Genomic DNA, 19,076 nt, shown 5'->3' with positions numbered 1-19,076 from the left:
TATTCCTTAAAAACCATTGTAGTTAGCACTACTTTTTGTTTACAGTGTTCTATTTTACTATATGCTGACGAAAAGATATAGATGAAGCATGAAAATTTCAGCTTTTCTCTCTTTACATATGCTATACTTGTTCATTATGTTCATGAAGGAAGTAGAAAATATGTATCAAACATCCACAATTAAGGAAAAATACGTGCTGCTTTTAAAAATGATTGTCCCTATTTTAGTGACACAGGTAGCTATTTATCTTATTTCATTTTTTGATATTTTAATGTCTAGTCGTTACGGGACGGTTGATTTAGCAGGTGTTTCGATTGGTTCCTCCATATGGATGCCGATTTATACTGGACTTTCAGGTATACTCCTAGCTATTACCCCAATTGTCTCCCAGCTTGTGGGAGCGAAAAAAGAGATGGATGCAAAAAAGGCAGTCCAGCAAGGCATTTATGTCGCCATATTGCTAGCGATCCTTATTTTTACAGGACTCTTCTTTGGCATTGATTGGATACTTAGTAAGATGAACTTAGAATCTGCTGTACATAACATTGCAAAAGGCTACATCTATGCGATGTGTGCTGGTCTTTTGCCACTTTTCTTATTTTTTGTGATGCGTTGCTTTATTGACGCTCTTGGTCAGACACGGGTCACGATGATCATTACCTTAATGACAACGCCAATTAATATCATGCTGAACTATATCTTTATTTTCGGCAAATTCGGTGCACCTAAGCTTGGCGGCATCGGGGCAGGTGTAGCGACAGCAATAACGTACTGGCTAATATTCATGATTACTGTATGGATCATCGCTAAACGAGTACCGTTCGAACGATTCCGCCTGTTTCATGATTGGCCTAAGCTTGAATGGCTTCGATGGAAGGAAATTTTATTAATTGGGGTACCGATCGGTATATCCCTATTTGCAGAAACGAGTATATTTTCTGCTGTGACCATGATGATGAGTAATTTTAGCACAGAAATCATCGCAGCCCATCAGATTGCTATCAATTTCACTTCTCTGTTATACATGGTTCCGCTCAGTATTTCTATGGGTGTCACAATATTAGTAGGTTTTGAGATCGGCGCTGGTCGCATGCGAGATGCTCGTATGTATAGCTATCTATGTGTCGGAACAGCCATTTTATTTAGCTTTATATCAGCTTGTATTTTGTTTATTTTACGTGAACCTGTAGCACATATGTATACGACAGATAAGATGGTACTTGAATATGCCGTACAATTTTTAGTCTACGCAGCCATTTTCCAGCTATCTGATGCGATACAAGCACCAGTACAAGGCGCATTGAGGGGCTATAAAGATGTCATGATCACGTTTATCATGGCCATTATATCTTATTGGGTGATTGGCTTGCCAGTTGGGTATACCCTTGCCACACATACGGATTTCGGGCCATTTGGCTATTGGATTGGCCTTGTGGCAGGTTTAACAATGGGTGCGGTTACTCTTTTAATCCGTCTGTTGATTGTTCAAAAAAGAGTCACTGTTTAACGACAAAAAATCGCTTTTCTCTAACTTGAGAAAGGCGATTTTTTAGCGTAAAACACCTGTACGAATGATTTTCACTTGAACAGACGGCACTAGCTGTAAGGATGCATAGATAGTATGCCAATCCTTCTGAAACATCTTGGGGTGATAAGCACGAATATATCGACCAATCCCCAACATATCCGATTGCTGAACTTGAAGAATTCGCAAAACCTCCTCAAACTCTGCCTGCACATGGTCTTGAATCAACTGCTGAACCTCCTTGAAAATGGGGTCTTTATATAAATGGTCATGTGCAAATTCCTCAATTTCTACCTCGATGAGATAATCCATGTCTATTCTTTTTAATTCCTCATTCACCCTCCATTGACGCTTGATATGAATGACATCAGCCGTTATTGGCATCGCTTTTCCATCATGTTTCCACATATAGCTCATCCGTGCTTGTTTGCTAGGTTGATTCATTAAGAGAAGCATCGTGAGCGATTGTTTTGGTGTTAATACTGTACCCGTAAACGTTTGACCTGAGAACAAAGCAACGCCTGCCGCAACAGCATGCTTTTTATCCTCACTTAACTGAATATAAGGTAGTGCAATATCAATTGTCTGTTCAAATAGCATGGAGCCAACCGTCTGTAAATCTAATTTCGGAAAAATTGTATTTTCCTCTGTGCTTTCCATAAAACGTTCATAATAGCCTCCTGCACCCCCTGCTAAATCCTTTGTTAGCTCAATAAACGGCTTGACATCCCCTTCAGTTACAGCTATTTTTATCGAAATCGGGTTTTGGGGATCACGAAAATAAATATCTAAAATATCATAAAGAGGCTCTCTTACCGTTTGATCCGATACAAGGATGGTCGATAGCTCAGATAAATCAAGTGTTTGTTCTACTTTTAAATTGGCTTGATTCCGTACATCTCTTGGTGAAATACCGTCCGCTTCAATCACTTCATTTTGCTGAGCTGCTGTATTCGGATAGGCATAATATCCCTTGTATGCCCCTATATATCCGTCCACCCCAACGAGCGTCACAACGGAAGCGTTTTTATAAAGTCGTTCATCCCAACAGCCAGTTAAAAGTAACATAGACAAGAGGAGCATAATCCCTTTACGATACACGTTTTCCCCTCCATTTATTCCAACAAATTATCGTCATTGGTAGTAGAATCGTAAACACTATGAGTACGTAGTGTATAGAATTTTTGATAAACTCAATGCGCTGAAATTGCATGACAAATAGCGGTAGGATGGCTAAGAGAAGATGATAAATAACAATAAATCTTTTCGGATGCTTTCGCTTTTTTGACAAATAAAGCACACGAAAGGACAAACCAAAGATCATAACCGTAACAATGGACCACGAAAGCCAAATATAGATGAAAAAAATATCCAGCCGTTTTACAAAAGTCACTTCCTGTGATTTTAATATATACATAATAGGCTCTGGTATCAGTTGAACCTCCTCCAAAGCAAAGAACATTTGTGTAAAGACAACCGAAATAAAATAAAAGATAAAAATGACAAGTTGATAAATCCATAAGGGCTTTCCCTTCACTTGTACATCCTGTTTGAGAAATGGACGATAAAGGAGGTACATTTCAATCCCAAAATAAGCATACATGCTATGAATCATGCCCGCCATGATTTGCCTAGTATTGTTCCACTCAACGGGAAAAAGATTACTCCACGTTAAATCTGGAATAGCCAGCATTAAAAAAATGACAAAGAGGAAAATGATAGGAATTAGCATGACACCAATATTGATGATGGTTTCTGGTCTAACTAAATTGGCATACAAAGAGAGCCCTACAATCATCATGACAACAATCCATTCAGGTGTTTGGGGCAAGACCCATGAGGCCAGAACATACCCCATATAGGCAATTAATACAGCTGTTATTAATAACCAATAGATAAGATAGACCCAGCGAAAGAACCCATTTAAAAAGAAAAATTGATAATAGCGTTCAAAAAATAACAGCAAGCCGTAATGGAAGATGCTAGCAAGGAAGAAGACATACCATGCACTATGTTGGCTGTATATGATTAACGGTGTTTGAAAGGCAATGTAGACAACACCTGTCTGAATGATAAAGAGTAGTAAAAAAAATTGTGCCTTTGATAGAGAAAAATTCATGGTGTATCCTCATTTTTTCCCTTTTCATCTTTCGGTGGTTGAAAGGAAGTGACTTGGACTGTCGGTTTAATGAATGGCCAGCGTAAAAAAATTTTATAAACAGCTTTCGGTTGAAAAGGTACGATAGGTGAAAAATACGGCTGTTTCAATGACGTTAAACTAATTAAATGAATTAATAGGATGACAACCCCTACCACAATGCCTAAAAACCCAAATAATGAGGCAAGTAGCATAAACGGAAAACGGAGCATGCGAATCGTGCTATTCAATTCAACAGACGGGACAACATAGCTTGAAATGGCCGTTAAGGCGACAACAATGACCATTAAGTTCGACACGAGTCCCGCACTTACAATGGCATCTCCTATCACTAATCCCCCTACGATCCCAATCGTTTGCCCTACTGATTGTGGTAAACGAATACTTGATTCTCGAATGAGCTCCATAATAATCTCAAGTATCAGTGCTTCAATTAACGGTCGATAAGGTATATCATTAACATCATTTTTTACTTGATTACTTAATTCTAAGGGTAATACCTCAAAGTGAAAGCTAATCACAGCAATATAAAATGCTGGTAAAAAAACCGCCGTTACAAACGACAGTAAACGCACTATTTTATAAAAAGAGCCAACCACTACCCGACTATTATAGTCATCAGGTGTTTGATAGAAAGAGAAAAATGTCACAGGGCCAATCAAGGCAGACGGCGAAATATTGGTCATGACCACAACTTTACCCTCCACTAAGTGGGCTACCACACGATCTGGATGCTCTGTATTTAACAATTGTGGAAAGGGCGATAACACGGAATCCTCTAGTGCATCACTTAACTGGCCAATGCTATAAAAATAGTCGATTTTAATGTCCGCAATCCGCTTTTCCATCTCTTGTAAGGTTTCAGGCTGTATAACCCCATCCATATAGAGATAATAAGCTTTAGTGTTAGTTTGTTGTCCAATTGTAAAAGATTTGACCACAAGAGCGGGATTATTCACTCGTTTTCGTATCAATGTTAAATTGGTATCCGCCCGCTCCACAAGACCCTCATGGGAGCCTCGCAGAATATGTTCATTGTTTGGCTCCTCAAGGTTACGACGAACTTCATTGGTAATCGCTAACGTCAGCATTTTTCCCGTATCAGGCAAAATCACGAGCGTTTCACCTTGGCAGACCCGTTCAATCGCTTTCGGTAGCGCAAAATTATCAAGTGTTGTAAGTAGGGTTTCACTCCAAAAAGGTTTTTCTGTATCTAAACGTGCATAAATCGTATCCAGTATTTTTTGTACTTCCTTCGCATCAACAAGAGAAGCGTAAAAGCATAAAATAGCCGTGTCCCCTTCATGCCAATCTATTTGTCTGACGGTCAAATCCGAGGAATGGTAGAATGCTTTTTGTAGGCTTTTCATCATATACTCCACTTTATCCATAAAACGCCTCCTCTACTGGAGAGTATAAGCATTTTTCGTGTATTTCAAACGCTTAGTTCGTGTGATTCCACGCCATGAAAAAAAGATGCCCTCTAGAACATTTGGGCATCTTCATGATCAGCTATTTTTTAAAATAAGCTTCAATATCCTCATACATAAAGGGCGTTCCCTCTATTTTTTCATGGTGATTATGCAATGCTGTCATTCGATTGATAATTGGGGCTAATTTTCCTTCATCCTCCTGCGTCAAATTGAAGGCGACGCCATAAGAATAGATTTGGTATTTTTCTTCTAAGGTCCATCTAAAAGTACCCTCTAGGTTAAATGATTGATTCATTAAAATAAAGCTAAATTTAAATTTCATCGTTTGATTAACGGGTAGCTTCAAAGAAGAGCGAATCTTCATCCCGCCTAAGCTAATATTTTCAATGATGATCGGCGTATGACCGATATTAATTTTTTGCTCATTCATTTCGATAATCGTCATGAAGCCCTTCACATAGGCCGGGAATTGAAAACGATAATATTTGCGCCGTTCCACCACAGGTTTTTTATGAACAATGGCTTTTTGTGGTGTTAAAATGCCTTGTACCAGCATTTTTTCAAAGGCTTTCGCGGGAACAGCCTTCGTATAAATACTACCTTGCAAATAATCACATTCTTGCTGCTTTAAAAAGATAAATTGCTCGTAACTTTCAACTCCTTTTGCCACAACCTGAATACCAAGCATTTTGGCTAAATAAATCGTTGTTGAAATGAGTCCATTTTCAATCGGACGATCATAACGAATTTCACGGATAAACGCTTCATAGATATGGAGTGTCGTTGGTTGGAATGTTCGCAATGATTCTAAGGAAGAGTAGCCTGTTCCAAAATCACCAATAGCAATTTTAACACCGATGTCTTGTAATTCTTTGAGAACGGCCATCACACTTGTACTATTTTTTAAGATGGTACTTTCGCTAATCTCGAACTGTATATAATGAGCGTCAATCGAATTTACCTGTAATTGCTCTTGGACAAACTGAATAAAGCCCTTTTTCATCAGACGGATTGGCGATATCTTAATACTAATTGTTCGCAGCACATGCCCTTGCTGCTTCCAGTGCTGTAACAACACACATGCTTTTTTAATCACCCAATCTGTAATGATGTGAATCATATGGTTTTCTTCCGCTAATGGAATAAATTCACCAGGTGACACAAGGCCCCATTCTTTATGATGCCAACGAATTAACGCTTCTGCACCGTTGATAACCCCCTTTTGCGGCTCCACCAATGGTTGGAAATATAATTCGAATTCCTCATTTAACATGGCTTGTCGCATATCTCGGTCTAACACGTACTGTTTATAGGAAGTAATATCCTCTGTAAAGGCATAAATATGAAAACGATTCCTTCCCTGCTGTTGCGCATAGCATAAAGCTGAATATGCATTTTCTAATAAAATATTTCTCGTTAAGCCCTCCTCTGGGTAAAAAGCAATACCTATGCTAGCAGATAGGTGCAAGCGATAGTCTTTTATCGAAAAAGGTGTATCAAAGGTTTTCAGTATACGGCTAGCCAGCGCGTAAATATGTTGCTTGCTCACATATTTTTTAATGACAATGATAAAATGCTGATTGTCTAAACGTGCCATGTAACTGTGATCATCTGTTAGTGTTGAAAAGTAGTTGGTCACCGTGCGCAGAAGCTCATCACCAATTTTTGTACCTAGCGCATTATTTAAGATATGAAAGCGGTTAATCGAAATATATAATAGTGCGAAGGGTTCGCCAGCTAAGCATAAGGTATCAACTTTATCATGTAAGCTCAAGCGATTTGGTAAACCTGTCAATTCATCATAATACACTAAATAATTAAGCTTCTTTTCCCGTTCAATCTCCTTTGTAATATCCGTTACTAAGCCGAAAATATGGTTGACCTCCCCTTGCTGATCTAGTCTCGGCACAATCTGTTCCAGTAACCACTTTGTCTGATTCTCCCCCGTTAGGATACGATAAATCACTTGATAGCTTTTGCCTGAAGCGAGATGATCTGTATACGCTAATACTTCCTCACGATGCGCAGGATGAATCATATTAATCCATACTTCTGAGTCTTCGTAAAGCCTGGCTAATGGAATACCTAGAATTCCTTCCAGTCCTTTAGAGGCGAACAGCATATTGCCACGAATAGAATCTCGCATCCAAATCCCTGCATCTAAATTGTCAAAGATAGAATGATAGTTGGCTAATGTATCATTTAGCGTTTTCTCAAGTAATTTGAAAGCCGTTTCGTCTTTGACAACCCCAATCATCTTAAAGGGCTTGTCATCCTTCCAAATGACTTCAGCGGCCGCCTGTAGAAAACGCAGTTCATTGGTTTTACCGTGATAAATTCGGAAGTCACTGTCAAAATTAGTCCCTTTTCGAGCATGATTAAATGCATCATATGTCCTTTCATAATCATCTGGATGAATGAACTGGAAAACGTGATCAATACCATCGTTATCTGAACGTGCAAAGCCAAAAATATGATAAAAATTATCCGAGCAAAACAGTTTGTCATGCTGAATAAAGTACTCCCAGCTCCCAACTGCCGCAATATGCTGGGCGTAATTTAAATGCTTCTCATGGAGCATTAACTGATGCTTCATGGCTGAATACGTGGACATATCTTCAATGATTAAATAGAGCCCCTCCGCCTGATTGTCGTCATTTTTGATTGGTATAAATGTCAGTACTAGGCTTAGATTTTGTCCTTGATGCTGTAGTCTTTCAATATCAATTTTGACCGACTTTCCTCGTAATGTTCGATTGAACGCTCTTTTTAATCGTTTATAATCTACATCAGTCAGAATTTTCTTGAAATCTTCAGCATGACTAGGTCGATCTTGTAATAGTTCATAGAGTGCTTCTTGATTGACGTAAATAATTTCGCCATCTGCCGAAAACACAATCATCATATCGGGGTGATACTTGGCAAAGGACATGGCATATGAAAATAAACCATGGTCTTGAGCTGTTGCCAGCGCAATCGTATGTGGTCTTTCTTCCTTTGTAAAAAATTGCTTTAATAGATTCGGCTTTTTCATCCATCTCACCTCTCCCTACTTTTTACCCACTACTTATTTATCAATTCCCCCAAAATACAGTTTAAAAACTACTATTTAGAAAAGAGAAAGAAAAGTTTCATCGACCTTTTTTCGCTGGAGAACCGCTCTTTTTTTAGGGGGACTGCTCTTTTTATTTGGATATCCGCTCCTTTTCGAGGGTGAAGCGCTCTTTCTATCAGGATATCCGCTCCTTTTCGAGGGTGAAGCGCTCTTTCTATCAGGATATCCGCTCCTTTTCGAGGGTGAAGTGCTCTTCTTATCAGGATATCCGCTCCTTTTCGAGGGTGAAGCGCTCTTTTTATCAGGATAACCGCTCCTTTTCGAGGGTGAAGCGCTCTTTTTATCAGGATAACCGCTCCTTTTCGAGGGTGAAGCGCTCTTTTTATTAGGTGATGCCCCCTATCCAAAGAAATAGTTCATGTGTTTTTCTTAAGGTACTACGATTAATTCCATATCCAATAGCCAGCGATCAATGGCTTGCTTCGGATAATAGACTTTGTCTCCTACCTTCACATGAGGGATTTCGCTTATGTAACTATTTGATCCATCTGGCACTTCTGTTAATTTTAGCACTTCCACTACACTGATTCCTAAATAATCAGCTGCCTCTTCTTGTGACAAAAGCTGGTGTTGCACGGATTCCTTTGGCTGCTCTTTTAAACTAGTGGCGATGAGCCAGCTTCCTATTAAAAACGACACCGCTAAGGAGAAAATCGCCATTGTTATGCTATATTGTTTCAATTCTATCCTCCCTTTCTCATCAAATTTTACCATTAATTCAATAAAAAAAAATGCTCTATAAGCCTTTAAAGACTTGTAGAGCATCTTTCTATTCATAAATGATTATTTTTGGATAAATTGTTGTGTCCAGTAGTTACCTGATTTCACATAACCTACACCGATGTGTGTAAATTTACCGTTTAAAATGTTCGCACGGTGTCCTGGTGAATCCATCCATGCTTGTACTACTTCTTGTGGTGAACGTTGACCTTGAGCAATGTTTTCACCTGCAGCTTTATAAGCGATGCCTAAAGCTTTCATACGATCAAATGGTGAACCAAATGTTGGGCTCGTATGTGAGAAATAGTTTTTACTTTGCATATCTTGTGATTTTTCACGAGCTGCAGCCATTAATTTTGCATCTGTTTGAAGTGGTGATAAACCAGCTTTTGTACGCTCAGCGTTTGTTAATTTTACTACTTCTTGTTCAAATGCGTTCACATCTGAAGTTGTTGTTGATGGTGTTGAAGTAGTTGGTGGTGTTGCTGGCTTTTCATTTTGTGATGATTGATTATTATTTGGCTTTGTTGGTGTTGTATTATTTGTTGTTGGCGTCTCATTAGATGGTGTAGATGCCTGTGGAAGCTTAATCGTCCACTTATGATTATTGTTTGACCATTTATAATAATAAACATTACAGTTTGTTGATTGCTGTACGGAATTCCCCTCTGTTGTATTGGCAGCAGCAGAAGCTATTTGAATTGGAGCTGCTAAAAGAAATGTTGCACAAATTGCAGTTAGTGTTTTTTTCATGTTTGCAATTCCTCCTTCTCTGCCACTAATCGTAAGGGATGATTTTCATTAAAATCTTACCAACATCTGCTAACTGCACCAACGAAGAAGAAAATGCGCGAAAAACCACGTTTTTTTCGCGTTATTTTTTAGCAGGTTTCACCAATCTATGAAATACTTACGTTTGAAAGAGGGTTGACACCCCTCCTAAACTCGTAAATATTTTAGAAAATAAACAGCTAATATGAATAAAAAATGTATGTTTTATACACTCATTTTTTAACCGCCTTGCTTCATTTTTCTCTTTGCATCACCCTAGAGATGGCTAGTGTCGTAGCCTCATGTCAACCTAATATTACAATCGTGTTACAAAATCGTTACATTCCGTTTACATAAAAATAAAACAACCTGTGTAAAGCTACACGGGTTGTTCCGGTGCAAAATTCACAGGTTGCTTTATTCTTCAATTAGTCCCAATAACAGGTAAAGAAACGACATTCTCTCCTATAATGACAAGTTTTGCTGGCATTTTTAGATATTCTGGGAGCCATTGCACCATTCCATAAGCATATTGGAACAACATTGGGTTTTTGATGCCCTTAATTGGTACATAGCCTTTCATACGATAAATCGTTTCAGGTAATGCACGCACCCAATCTTCAAACTGCTCCTGTGTAAATTCCTGATCTGTGAAATCTACTAAGCGAGAGCCTAGCTGCATTGAGGCTATTGGTGCTTTAACTATATCTGCTTTATCGACCTGTGTCGTTGCCTTCAGCCCCTCTAATAAGCAGAGTGGTACACGTCCATTTGTTGTTTGCAATATAAAGGCATGGGGGTTTAAGCCCTGCAGTTCATAGACCACCTGACCTTGCTCTGCCTCGGTTAATAAGTCTGTTTTATTTGCTAATAATAGATGTGCATGGCGAATTTGCTCTAGAAATAAAGAGCGCACTTGAGGTGTTAACGTATCACGGTGTAGCCAGAGCTTAGAATCCGCCACCGTGATAATACCTTTCACATTGAGCTGATCTGCAAAAAGCGGTGAAAAAACGGCATCCAAAGCTTCTACAGGATGTGCTGCACCTGTTGTTTCGATAATGAGCACATCAAAATCACTATCTAATAGAAGAGATTGAATTTGTGCCTCTGTTTTTTCAGCACCTGAACAGCAAATACAGCCCTCTAGCATCTCCTTGAGCGGGATATCTTTTTCCACTGCCTGTGAGTCAAATGGTAGCTTCCCGAGCTCATTCATAATAACAGCAGGCTTTAAATTCTTTTCTTTTAGCTGGCGAATGACATCTGTCAGCATGGATGTTTTGCCACTCCCTAAAAAGCCACTAAATAGGTACACATCTTTCATATTAGTTCCTCCTATAAAAAAAGCTGTCGCAGATGCCGTGAAAGACAACTGTTGCGACAGCTACATTGTTAGTTTGTTGTTTCCTCTGTTTTTTCGGCTGTTCCTACAAGAAGCTCTTTCGCTTTTAGTAACTGAGGATCATCAGCTTTCATTTTTGCACGTAACGCATCCATTAATGCATACGTTGTATTACCTGTTAGAATGCCTGTTTCTTCAAGGTTGTTCGCTGCTTGTAGTTTTTCTACTGCCTGTGCGGTATTGTCATCAAAGATCCCATCTACTTCACCAGGCTCATACCCTAACACCTGAAGCATCTCCTCTGCTGCTTTCACAGATTCAGATTGTAGGCCTGTCTTCATTTCTAAAGAGGCATTCAAGTATGGTAAAGAGGCATAGGATGGATACGCAACTTTGACATCAGGCACAATTCCTTTTTCATTAATCCAGTTGCCCTTCGGTGTTAACCATTTACCTGTCGTAAATTTCAAATTAGAGCCGTCTTTTAATGGTGTAACATTTTGGACAGTTCCTTTACCGAATGAGGTTTCACCAACAACTTTAGCACCAACTGACTCTTTTAATGCTCCTGCTAAAATCTCAGAGGCTGAAGCACTACCACTATCAACTAGTACCGTAATCGGTAGGTTATATTTTTTACCTGCAATGGCATTTGTAATTTGAGGCTCCGCATCTTTTTCTTGTACCTGCACAATCGCCTTTCCTTCTGGTACAAAGAAATTAGAGATATCGACTGCAGCCTTTAGGTAGCCACCAGGATTTTGACGTAAATCTAATACAATGCCCTTCATTCCTTTGCCTTCATACTCAGTAAGGATTTTTTCAAGCTCTTGGGCAGTTTGTTCACTAAATGATGTAACTTGAATATGGGCAATATTGCCATCCAGCATTTCACCATAAACGGTTTCGACTGGGATGTCATCACGAACAATCGTCATTTGAATAGGTTCCGTATTTTCGCCACGTTTTACCGTTAATTTTACGGGTGTTCCTTTTTCGCCACGAATCAGTGCAACTGCCTCTGTTGCACTTAAGCCCTGAATACTTTTCCCATCAACTGTTAAGATAATATCTTTTGGTAATAAGCCTGCCTTTTCAGCAGGAGAATTTTTGATAGGTGACACAACTGTAATATAACCATTACGTTCTTGGATTTCTGCACCAATTCCTTGGAAGCTCGAAGATAAGCCAGAATTAAATTGATCCGCTTCTTCCTTTACCATGAAATCGGAATAAGGATCGCCTAATGCATCAAACATACCATTGATCGCACCATCGACCACTTTTTCATCGTCAATATCTTGGTAATAGTTATTTTTCAGTAAATCAAATGCTTCATATAATTTTGTAAATTCCTCTCGTTCAATCGGAACTTTCACTTCTACTACTTTCTTATCACCAAAGGTTAACGCAAATATTGTTAAACCTGCCGTAATAAGAATTGTAAAGAACATTAGCATGATAAATTTAAACGGTTTCAGTTGTATAAATTGTCCTGCTGGCTTTATTTCAGCTGGAGTCGGCTCCTGCTGCTGTTCTGTACTTTCTTTTTTCTGTTCATCCATCTTGATTGTCACCACTCTCATTTACACTAACTTGTTGTCACACTACTACCATCTTAACAGGTTATCCAGAAGACGAAAAGAAAAAGACTGTCAAAATTTCATGACAGACCTTGTCCGATCATGCTTCATTCTAACTAGCATTCCAGCACCTATTCAGCCATCATACTACTAAGTTTAGGCATATTATGGTACTGCCTTTTAATTTTACTCATTTCCTAGTAGCAGTCAACAAAAAACTCAAAGAATCATAGAAATGCTATAAGAATATAACGTGCCAGTGTCCAAAAAAGTTGCATCCTATCAGGAATTATTCATGAGTTTTTGCAGTTTTTTATATACGGAATGCACGGTTAATCGATGAAAGGCAATCAATTGTCCTTTATAAACCACTGAAAAAATACCATATGGTGTCGGTGATTTCTCCATCAGCTCTTCTCTCGTTTGAAGATCCACCAGCACTGGCTGCAATCCTAATTTTTCTGCAGCTAATTGAATATTTTCCGTGGCGACGTCTACATATGGACATTGAAAGGAACGTAAAATCGTTAAATGAGGAAATCTCGTTAATCGTTCCTGCCAATTATCAGGAAAGTATGGCCGTTCAACGCTTTCATGAAATGGAAAGGCCCATAATTCAAAATCATTGAGTGCTGTTGCCATATGTTGAAACTGGTGCTGTAAAAATAAATCCTTGCTTGGCGTCCAGGAAGTTTGGTCATTTGTAATGACCACCACTCCCTTTTTCCCACGTTCCTTGGCATCCTTTAAGCACCTCTTCAGTAATTGTGTACCATAGCCCTTACCCACTGCACTTACCCATAAACAGTGAATCACCACATAGCCATCTGCATGTACAACTCTTGAAGAGTATTCCGCGTCTGTATATTCTATAAAACCTACTTGTTTTTGATTTTCAAGTACTTGTATGTAATGTAAGCCCTTTTCAAATTGTTGATTAAGCCATTTGTTTTTGTTCTGATAGCCTTTTGTTTTTTTCTTGCTTCGTAAACAAAAGCTGCCCTTCCCCTCTAACAGCTCACTATTCATTTCAATCAGCTCTATATGTTGTGTCAATGCTAGTCCCCCCATCCATTGATTGTACTAATTTTACCATTTTAAGTGAATCATTCAACGATCATCGGAATCGCCTTTTCACTTGTTGTCGCATATGATGCAAGTAATGACAAATGTAAGGAGGAAGAATAATGGGGAGAAATAATAAACCGAGCCAAGGCAATGAATCCATAGAAATTTATGCGGCTAAGCTAGCCTATATTGGCACAGCCATTTCAACATTAGGGGATGGTTTACAAACCATTGCAGCGGGACTCGCATTAGAAGCGCTCCAAAACGCGAACAATGATTCTTCTCAACCTAATAATGGCAATGGAAATGGGAATCAAACAGTTAAAATAGATAATATGCAGAAACAAATTGATTATTTAATTGCTGAGCTTAAAGAAATCAAAAAAATGCTTAAATAACCTTTACATAAAGAAAAGTGTTGAAGACGTTTCAGCTTCAACACTACTGTTTTTTTTCCATTTTCTTATGTGTCCTTTGGATTTCCAATAATTCAGAAACTGTCACAAACTGATAGCCCTGTTTTTCAAGCTCTGGTATGATTTGTTCCATTGCCTGAACCGTTTGTGCTCGATTTCCCCCACCGTCATGAAATAGGACAATATTACCTGCCTTCACACCTTTTAAAACCGTATTCACGATGCGATGAACACCAGGGCTTTTCCAGTCAAGCGTATCTAAATGCCAAGACCACATAACAACCTTATAGCCTTTTTTTGAAATTGCATCAATCATCGCATCTGTATATTGTCCTTCAACTGGTCTAAATAATGTTGGCTGATAGCCTGTAATCCCTGCAATCACTTCATCTGTTTGCTGTATTTCTTTCATTAAATTGGTAACATTTGTTCTTAAAGGGTGTGTATAAGTATGATTGGCCAATTCATGTCCTTCGTCATACATTCTTGTAATCAGCTCAGGATTTTTTTCTGCATTTTGACCGACAATAAAAAAGGTTGCTTTTGCATTATACTTGTCTAAAACATCAAGAATTTCCGCTGTATATTTGCGATGTGGCCCATCATCAAAAGTTAAGGCAATGATTTTTTCATCTGTCTGAATTTCCCAAAGAATTTGACCTGCTTCCTCATAATACTTTCTTCCTTTATTTTCAGAAGAACTCACTTTTACATAAAAAAGCGACACCGTGATTAGACTAAGTGGTAGTAAAAGCAATAAAAACTTTTTCACATTTTCACGTCCCCAAATAATTATTTTCGTACTTTATTATTTGAGGATTTCCTAAAAAAATGCTTATGTTTCGCATTCATTCATTAAAAATTTGATGATGGATATGATGGGCCAGATGTTGCATATACTCCTCCATCAACCATCTCAACGTTCTTTGTTGTTGATTCAACACACATGGCTGGGCCAATGTCTCTTCAGCAAGGTGGTCCAGTACATACATGATTTTTTTATTGATGCTTGTCCACAACATTAAAATATCTTCTATTGGTAATTCCTGATAGCCCTGTAACGCGACCCATTGTACTTGGTCGTATGTAGTCACTACATAGGGTGAAGCTTCATACTGCATTTGAAGAAATCGTTCGAGATTGACAATAGCCGAATCACATAAATGACCGATTACTTCTTTTTTGGACCATTTTTTTGGAGCAGGTCGTTGTGTTATTTCCGCTTCCGTCATCACACGAAATACTTCTGGTACTTTTATAAGCCAATAATGTAATTGTTCAACTGTCTTTTGCATGAAGGTCACTCCCTTCGGAAACAATTGTTACGTAATATTCTAATAATGCAATCACTGACTGCACCCGCTTATGTTCGATTTCAATTTTAAAGGAAATCCATATAATGGCGACATTAAAACTCAAGACGGCTAATGCAACGATTTGGACAAGTGACATGCCGATCATGAGCTTGCTATTCATGGTTGTAGCTAGCAATGTTAGCACGGATAAAATAACACCACTCATGGTAATAAACATGGGCTTCATGCGGATTATCTCATTTGCCTGTACCTTTAACAAATGGACAATAAATCGCAGCTCTTGCCTTGTATATTGTTGTTGAAGGATAACAAAATAGGACTGATATACATCCTCATCAAGCTGTTTATGCAATATATTTTTATGCATCTTCTGCACAAATTGATCACAGAAATCATGCGCCAACGCTTGCTCTGGCTGTAGCTGTTCTTCTTTGTGTTCTATAAAAGCGACCCTCAAACCTCCTCATCCTCTCATATTAAAACTTTCACTCCATTTATTATATGAAGGAAAGAGAGCCGTGTAGTACGAATTGAAGCAAAGTCGTTTATTTTTGAGTGTCTTTTCGCCGTCCTCTACTTAATCCAAAAATAGCTGTTGCGAAAACAAAAACCGCCGTACAGAGCCACATAGTTAGCCCATTCCAAGTGCCTTTAGCAATCGTAAAATTCACCAATAGCGTTATTTGCATGATACAAATGGCGATATAAAGCATAAATGTGTAATTCAACCGAGAACCTCCATTTTTCTAAGATCCAAAAGCGAATACAAGATCCGTCTCACAAACTATTTCTCCATCTACCAGTGCAATCCCTCTGCCTTTCCCGACAGCGCCCTTCACACGCGTAATCTCAACCTCTAGATGTAGCTGATCACCAGGCTTTACTTGCTTTTTAAAGCGACAATGATCGATTCCTGCTAATAAACCTAATCTTCCCTCATTCCCAGCCTTTGTCAGCATAATCACTGCACTAACCTGTGCTAATGCTTCAACAATTAGCACACCTGGCATCACAGGATACTGTGGAAAATGACCTTTAAAAAACGCTTCATTAATCGTTACATTTTTCAGCCCCACTGCTCGCTTGCCCTCTTCTAACTCCACAATACGGTCTACCAAAAGAAATGGATAACGGTGTGGCAAAATAGCTTGTAATTGTTGACTTGTTAACATATGAATTCCTCCAACGTATTTTTATAATCTTATTCTAACACTAAATATTAGTACTAGGTAATAAAATTTCATTAGTATTATTCATTAGTTTTCTGAATTATTTTTCATTATTTTTTCAATATTTCTTTATCAACAGCCACACAATAGCTAGAATATAATATTCCATGCATTCACCCTAGAATGATTAGTTTATTAGAATAGGATGGTTTCGCATGTTATCTTTTATCGCAATAGTTCTTTTATTATTTTTAATTCCAGGTCCTGCAGTAATTATTACCATTACACAAACATTAAAAAGCGGAAAAAAGAATGGTATTTATACAGCTTTAGGTATCGGTCTTGGTGACTTGGTTCATACATTAGCGGCTGTTTTAGGTCTCTCTGCTATTTTAATGAAATCAGCCACTGCCTTTGAAGTGGTGAAATATATTGGTGTGGCATACCTTGTTTACTTAGGCATTCAGATGCTCCTCACAAAGCCAAAGAAAATTGAGCAACCGACTGTCGAACAAAGTCCTGCTAGTACTTCATTCCGTCAAGGCTTTTTAGCAGAAATCCTCAATCCAAAGACGGCACTGTTTTTCCTTGCCTTCCTACCGCAATTTGTTCAGCATAACGAGCAATCTGTCACAAGCCAATTGCTAACACTCGGTATAACATTTGTCGTGATGAGTGCTTTATATACAATCCTACTCGCAGTTATTACAAGCTTCATTGGTGAAAAAATCTTTACAAAAACAAGCGGTAGCTCACACTGGCTCGAAAAGACAGTTGGCTTCGTTTATATCGGTCTCGGTGTGCGTTTAGCATTACAGACACAAAGTAGATAATTTGGAGAAGAACACAAAAAGTGTTCTTCTTTTTTTGCAGGAAAATGGAGGATTATAGCCAATAATATTAAAAAGGAGGGTTACATGTGAATCAACGTCAAGAAAATTTATTTCAGCAGCTAGCCAATTATCGTGGCGAGCTGCTTCACTTACTGGAGCATGTGTCAGAAGAAAAAGCGAATATCATCCCAGCTGGATTTCATAATAATATTCGCTGGAATATGGGTCATGTTTATCTCGATCAATATTTATGGATAGAGGCGTTAACAAAAGAAAAGAATACAGAACTAGAAGCTCTCAAGAAATGGTTTGGGTTTGGTACATCGCCAAGGCATTTTGACGACGAAACGCCATCCTTTGAGGAGTTAAAAATGTATTTGGCTCAGCAGCCTGCCCAATTAAAGGAGCAGTATGGTCACCGATTGTCAGAGGAATTCCGTCCTATTGATATGGGTATGCAAACCATTGAACAAGTACTGTTACGCACCATCTTTCATGAAGGGATGCATTTACAAGCAATTTTAACCATTCATCGATGCCTAAACGAAGCAACAGACCGAGTTTGATACTGGGTCTGTTGCTTACTTGTTTATTGATAATTTTCAAGATAGTTGCCTTTTTCAAAAATTTCTTTCGGACTTAAAGCAGTCCACTCCTCTATCGATACATCGGGATGCAAATCAAGATAGGATTTTACCATTTTATATCCCTCACTATACCCATATTGATAGGGTAGATCATTTCCACCTCTAATTATATCTAATGCACGATTCAGATCAGGCTTATCCAAATCTGCTGCAACATCTGCCCAGTAGACTTTGTTGTAATCTAAATCAACTCGCGTAAAGTTCAAATCAGGGTAAACTAATTTTTCAAACATCACAGCCCTTCCTTCAAATATGAGATGATCTAGCACTTTATCTTCACCACGTGGGCGGTTTTCAGTTGCAACACTATGATGATATTCATGAGCGATAATGGCCCTGATAGATTCATCGGTATAATATTTATTATAGAGGGCTGTTATTTTACCTGCACCTATCGTTACCATATTCGCGTTAACATCTGTGGCTGGAAACACACATACCGTTGTTTCATTATTAGTTGGAAGAAATTCAGAAGATTTGAATAGACCCTCTTTGATACTCTTTTCAGTTGCTTCCCTATCAATTTTTTCGCTTAATAATTGATTTTCTTTCAATTGTTTGGGCGTGATATTCAACACCGTCTCAGCCATATTTATATATTCACCATTCTCAAAACATGCACTATAAACAGGATCAATGACCTCTTCTCGATAGATGTCCAATGGCGAACGATCTGGGTCACTTTCTACCTTTTCTGTATAGTTTTGAAAAAGCTCATAAGCATGAATTATTTTAAATGGTTGCTTTGTTTCAGGATGTTCGAATGAAACTGTGATACTTTCTACATCTGGTTTCTCATGAGAAGGCTTTTCTGTTTGTGCACAGGCACTAAGCATGAAACATAACATTATTAATACGATAAAACCCTTTACATAATTCATCCTTTTCATCCATCCTTTTCATCAATAAATATTTTAACCATGCTAAAGTCATTAACGATATGCCCTGTCGCTCGACTGTTTGTGTTTGCATGATTT

Annotated in this window: 20 protein-coding genes; 4 read left to right on the top strand and 16 right to left on the bottom strand. The window is 38.4% G+C overall.

Annotation, left to right across the window (positions count from 1 at the left end; translation table 11 throughout):
- The first annotated feature begins 160 nt into the window (after positions 1-160).
- A complete protein-coding gene (locus PSR12_RS11140) occupies positions 161-1,507 on the top strand; it encodes an MATE family efflux transporter (protein ID WP_274773227.1) in 1,347 nt (448 codons plus the stop codon).
- A gap of 42 nt (positions 1,508-1,549) precedes the next feature.
- Here the strand turns inward: PSR12_RS11140 and PSR12_RS11135 are convergent, their stop codons facing one another.
- The 9 genes from PSR12_RS11135 to PSR12_RS11095 form a co-directional block, all read right to left on the bottom strand.
- Positions 1,550-2,626 (bottom strand): Ger(x)C family spore germination protein, encoded by a 1,077-nt coding sequence (locus tag PSR12_RS11135; RefSeq protein ID WP_221682203.1) that lies wholly within the window; start codon positions 2,624-2,626, stop codon positions 1,550-1,552.
- The gene (locus PSR12_RS11130) at positions 2,616-3,644 is read right to left on the bottom strand and encodes a GerAB/ArcD/ProY family transporter (protein WP_221682206.1); all 1,029 of its coding nucleotides are present in this window, start codon (positions 3,642-3,644) and stop codon (positions 2,616-2,618) included. Before PSR12_RS11130 ends, PSR12_RS11135 begins: the two co-directional genes overlap by 11 nt.
- Entirely contained in the window at positions 3,641-5,074 is a 1,434-nt protein-coding gene (locus PSR12_RS11125; protein ID WP_221682209.1) for a spore germination protein, read from the bottom strand. Before PSR12_RS11125 ends, PSR12_RS11130 begins: the two co-directional genes overlap by 4 nt.
- 121 nt (positions 5,075-5,195) lie before the next feature.
- Positions 5,196-8,150: an EAL domain-containing protein gene (locus PSR12_RS11120; protein WP_274773224.1), complete on the bottom strand. Its 2,955-nt coding sequence runs from the start codon at positions 8,148-8,150 to the stop codon at positions 5,196-5,198.
- Positions 8,151-8,600: 450 nt separating this feature from the next.
- On the bottom strand, positions 8,601-8,912 hold the full coding sequence (locus PSR12_RS11115; protein WP_274773222.1) for a helix-turn-helix domain-containing protein: 312 nt from the start codon (positions 8,910-8,912) through the stop codon (positions 8,601-8,603).
- Between the two features lie 102 nt (positions 8,913-9,014).
- Positions 9,015-9,704, bottom strand: coding sequence for a CAP domain-containing protein (locus PSR12_RS11110; protein WP_221682217.1), 690 nt, complete (start codon positions 9,702-9,704; stop codon positions 9,015-9,017).
- A gap of 442 nt (positions 9,705-10,146) precedes the next feature.
- Positions 10,147-11,049: a CobW family GTP-binding protein gene (locus tag PSR12_RS11105; protein WP_274773219.1), complete on the bottom strand. Its 903-nt coding sequence runs from the start codon at positions 11,047-11,049 to the stop codon at positions 10,147-10,149.
- Positions 11,050-11,117: 68 nt separating this feature from the next.
- Positions 11,118-12,632 carry a lmo1851 family serine protease gene (locus PSR12_RS11100; protein WP_221682227.1) on the bottom strand — a complete coding sequence of 505 codons (1,515 nt, stop codon included), beginning with the start codon at positions 12,630-12,632 and terminating at the stop codon, positions 11,118-11,120.
- Positions 12,633-12,932: 300 nt separating this feature from the next.
- Positions 12,933-13,706: a GNAT family N-acetyltransferase gene (locus PSR12_RS11095; protein WP_274773217.1), complete on the bottom strand. Its 774-nt coding sequence runs from the start codon at positions 13,704-13,706 to the stop codon at positions 12,933-12,935.
- A 131-nt stretch (positions 13,707-13,837) separates the two neighbouring features.
- Between PSR12_RS11095 and PSR12_RS11090 the strand changes: the two genes are divergently transcribed.
- Complete coding sequence (locus PSR12_RS11090) at positions 13,838-14,116, top strand: translation initiation factor 2 (RefSeq protein ID WP_221682229.1); 279 nt, start codon at positions 13,838-13,840, stop codon at positions 14,114-14,116.
- A gap of 43 nt (positions 14,117-14,159) precedes the next feature.
- Here the strand turns inward: PSR12_RS11090 and PSR12_RS11085 are convergent, their stop codons facing one another.
- The 5 genes from PSR12_RS11085 to fabZ form a co-directional block, all read right to left on the bottom strand.
- Entirely contained in the window at positions 14,160-14,906 is a 747-nt protein-coding gene (locus tag PSR12_RS11085) for a polysaccharide deacetylase family protein (protein WP_221682237.1), read from the bottom strand.
- A gap of 76 nt (positions 14,907-14,982) precedes the next feature.
- Positions 14,983-15,429 (bottom strand): DinB family protein, encoded by a 447-nt coding sequence (locus PSR12_RS11080; protein WP_274773214.1) that lies wholly within the window; start codon positions 15,427-15,429, stop codon positions 14,983-14,985.
- Positions 15,413-15,907: a hydroxymyristoyl-ACP dehydratase gene (locus PSR12_RS11075; RefSeq protein WP_274773212.1), complete on the bottom strand. Its 495-nt coding sequence runs from the start codon at positions 15,905-15,907 to the stop codon at positions 15,413-15,415. The genes PSR12_RS11080 and PSR12_RS11075 overlap by 17 nt, the downstream gene beginning before the upstream one ends.
- A gap of 88 nt (positions 15,908-15,995) precedes the next feature.
- Positions 15,996-16,178, bottom strand: coding sequence for a hypothetical protein (locus tag PSR12_RS11070; RefSeq protein WP_221682243.1), 183 nt, complete (start codon positions 16,176-16,178; stop codon positions 15,996-15,998).
- Between the two features lie 18 nt (positions 16,179-16,196).
- Positions 16,197-16,622, bottom strand: a complete 426-nt coding sequence (gene fabZ / locus PSR12_RS11065; protein WP_221682244.1) for a 3-hydroxyacyl-ACP dehydratase FabZ — start codon at positions 16,620-16,622, stop codon at positions 16,197-16,199.
- Positions 16,623-16,834: 212 nt separating this feature from the next.
- On the opposite strand from fabZ, the gene PSR12_RS11060 reads away from it, so the two are divergent.
- Positions 16,835-17,452, top strand: coding sequence for a LysE family translocator (locus PSR12_RS11060; RefSeq protein WP_221682245.1), 618 nt, complete (start codon positions 16,835-16,837; stop codon positions 17,450-17,452).
- An 86-nt stretch (positions 17,453-17,538) separates the two neighbouring features.
- Positions 17,539-18,018 (top strand): DinB family protein, encoded by a 480-nt coding sequence (locus tag PSR12_RS11055; protein ID WP_221682246.1) that lies wholly within the window; start codon positions 17,539-17,541, stop codon positions 18,016-18,018.
- 23 nt (positions 18,019-18,041) lie between these two features.
- Here the strand turns inward: PSR12_RS11055 and PSR12_RS11050 are convergent, their stop codons facing one another.
- Complete coding sequence (locus PSR12_RS11050; RefSeq protein ID WP_221682247.1) at positions 18,042-18,980, bottom strand: DUF2268 domain-containing putative Zn-dependent protease; 939 nt, start codon at positions 18,978-18,980, stop codon at positions 18,042-18,044.
- On the bottom strand, positions 18,928-19,071 hold the full coding sequence (locus PSR12_RS11045; RefSeq protein WP_257522119.1) for a hypothetical protein: 144 nt from the start codon (positions 19,069-19,071) through the stop codon (positions 18,928-18,930). Before PSR12_RS11045 ends, PSR12_RS11050 begins: the two co-directional genes overlap by 53 nt.
- Positions 19,072-19,076: the final 5 nt, after the last annotated feature.

The sequence above is a fragment of the Lysinibacillus sp. G01H genome, assembly GCF_028872195.1.
GTDB classification, from domain to species: Bacteria; Bacillota; Bacilli; order Bacillales_A; family Planococcaceae; genus Lysinibacillus; species Lysinibacillus capsici.
The sequence above is the reverse complement of the archived record's forward strand: the minus strand, read 5'-3'. Positions and strand labels throughout refer to the sequence as shown.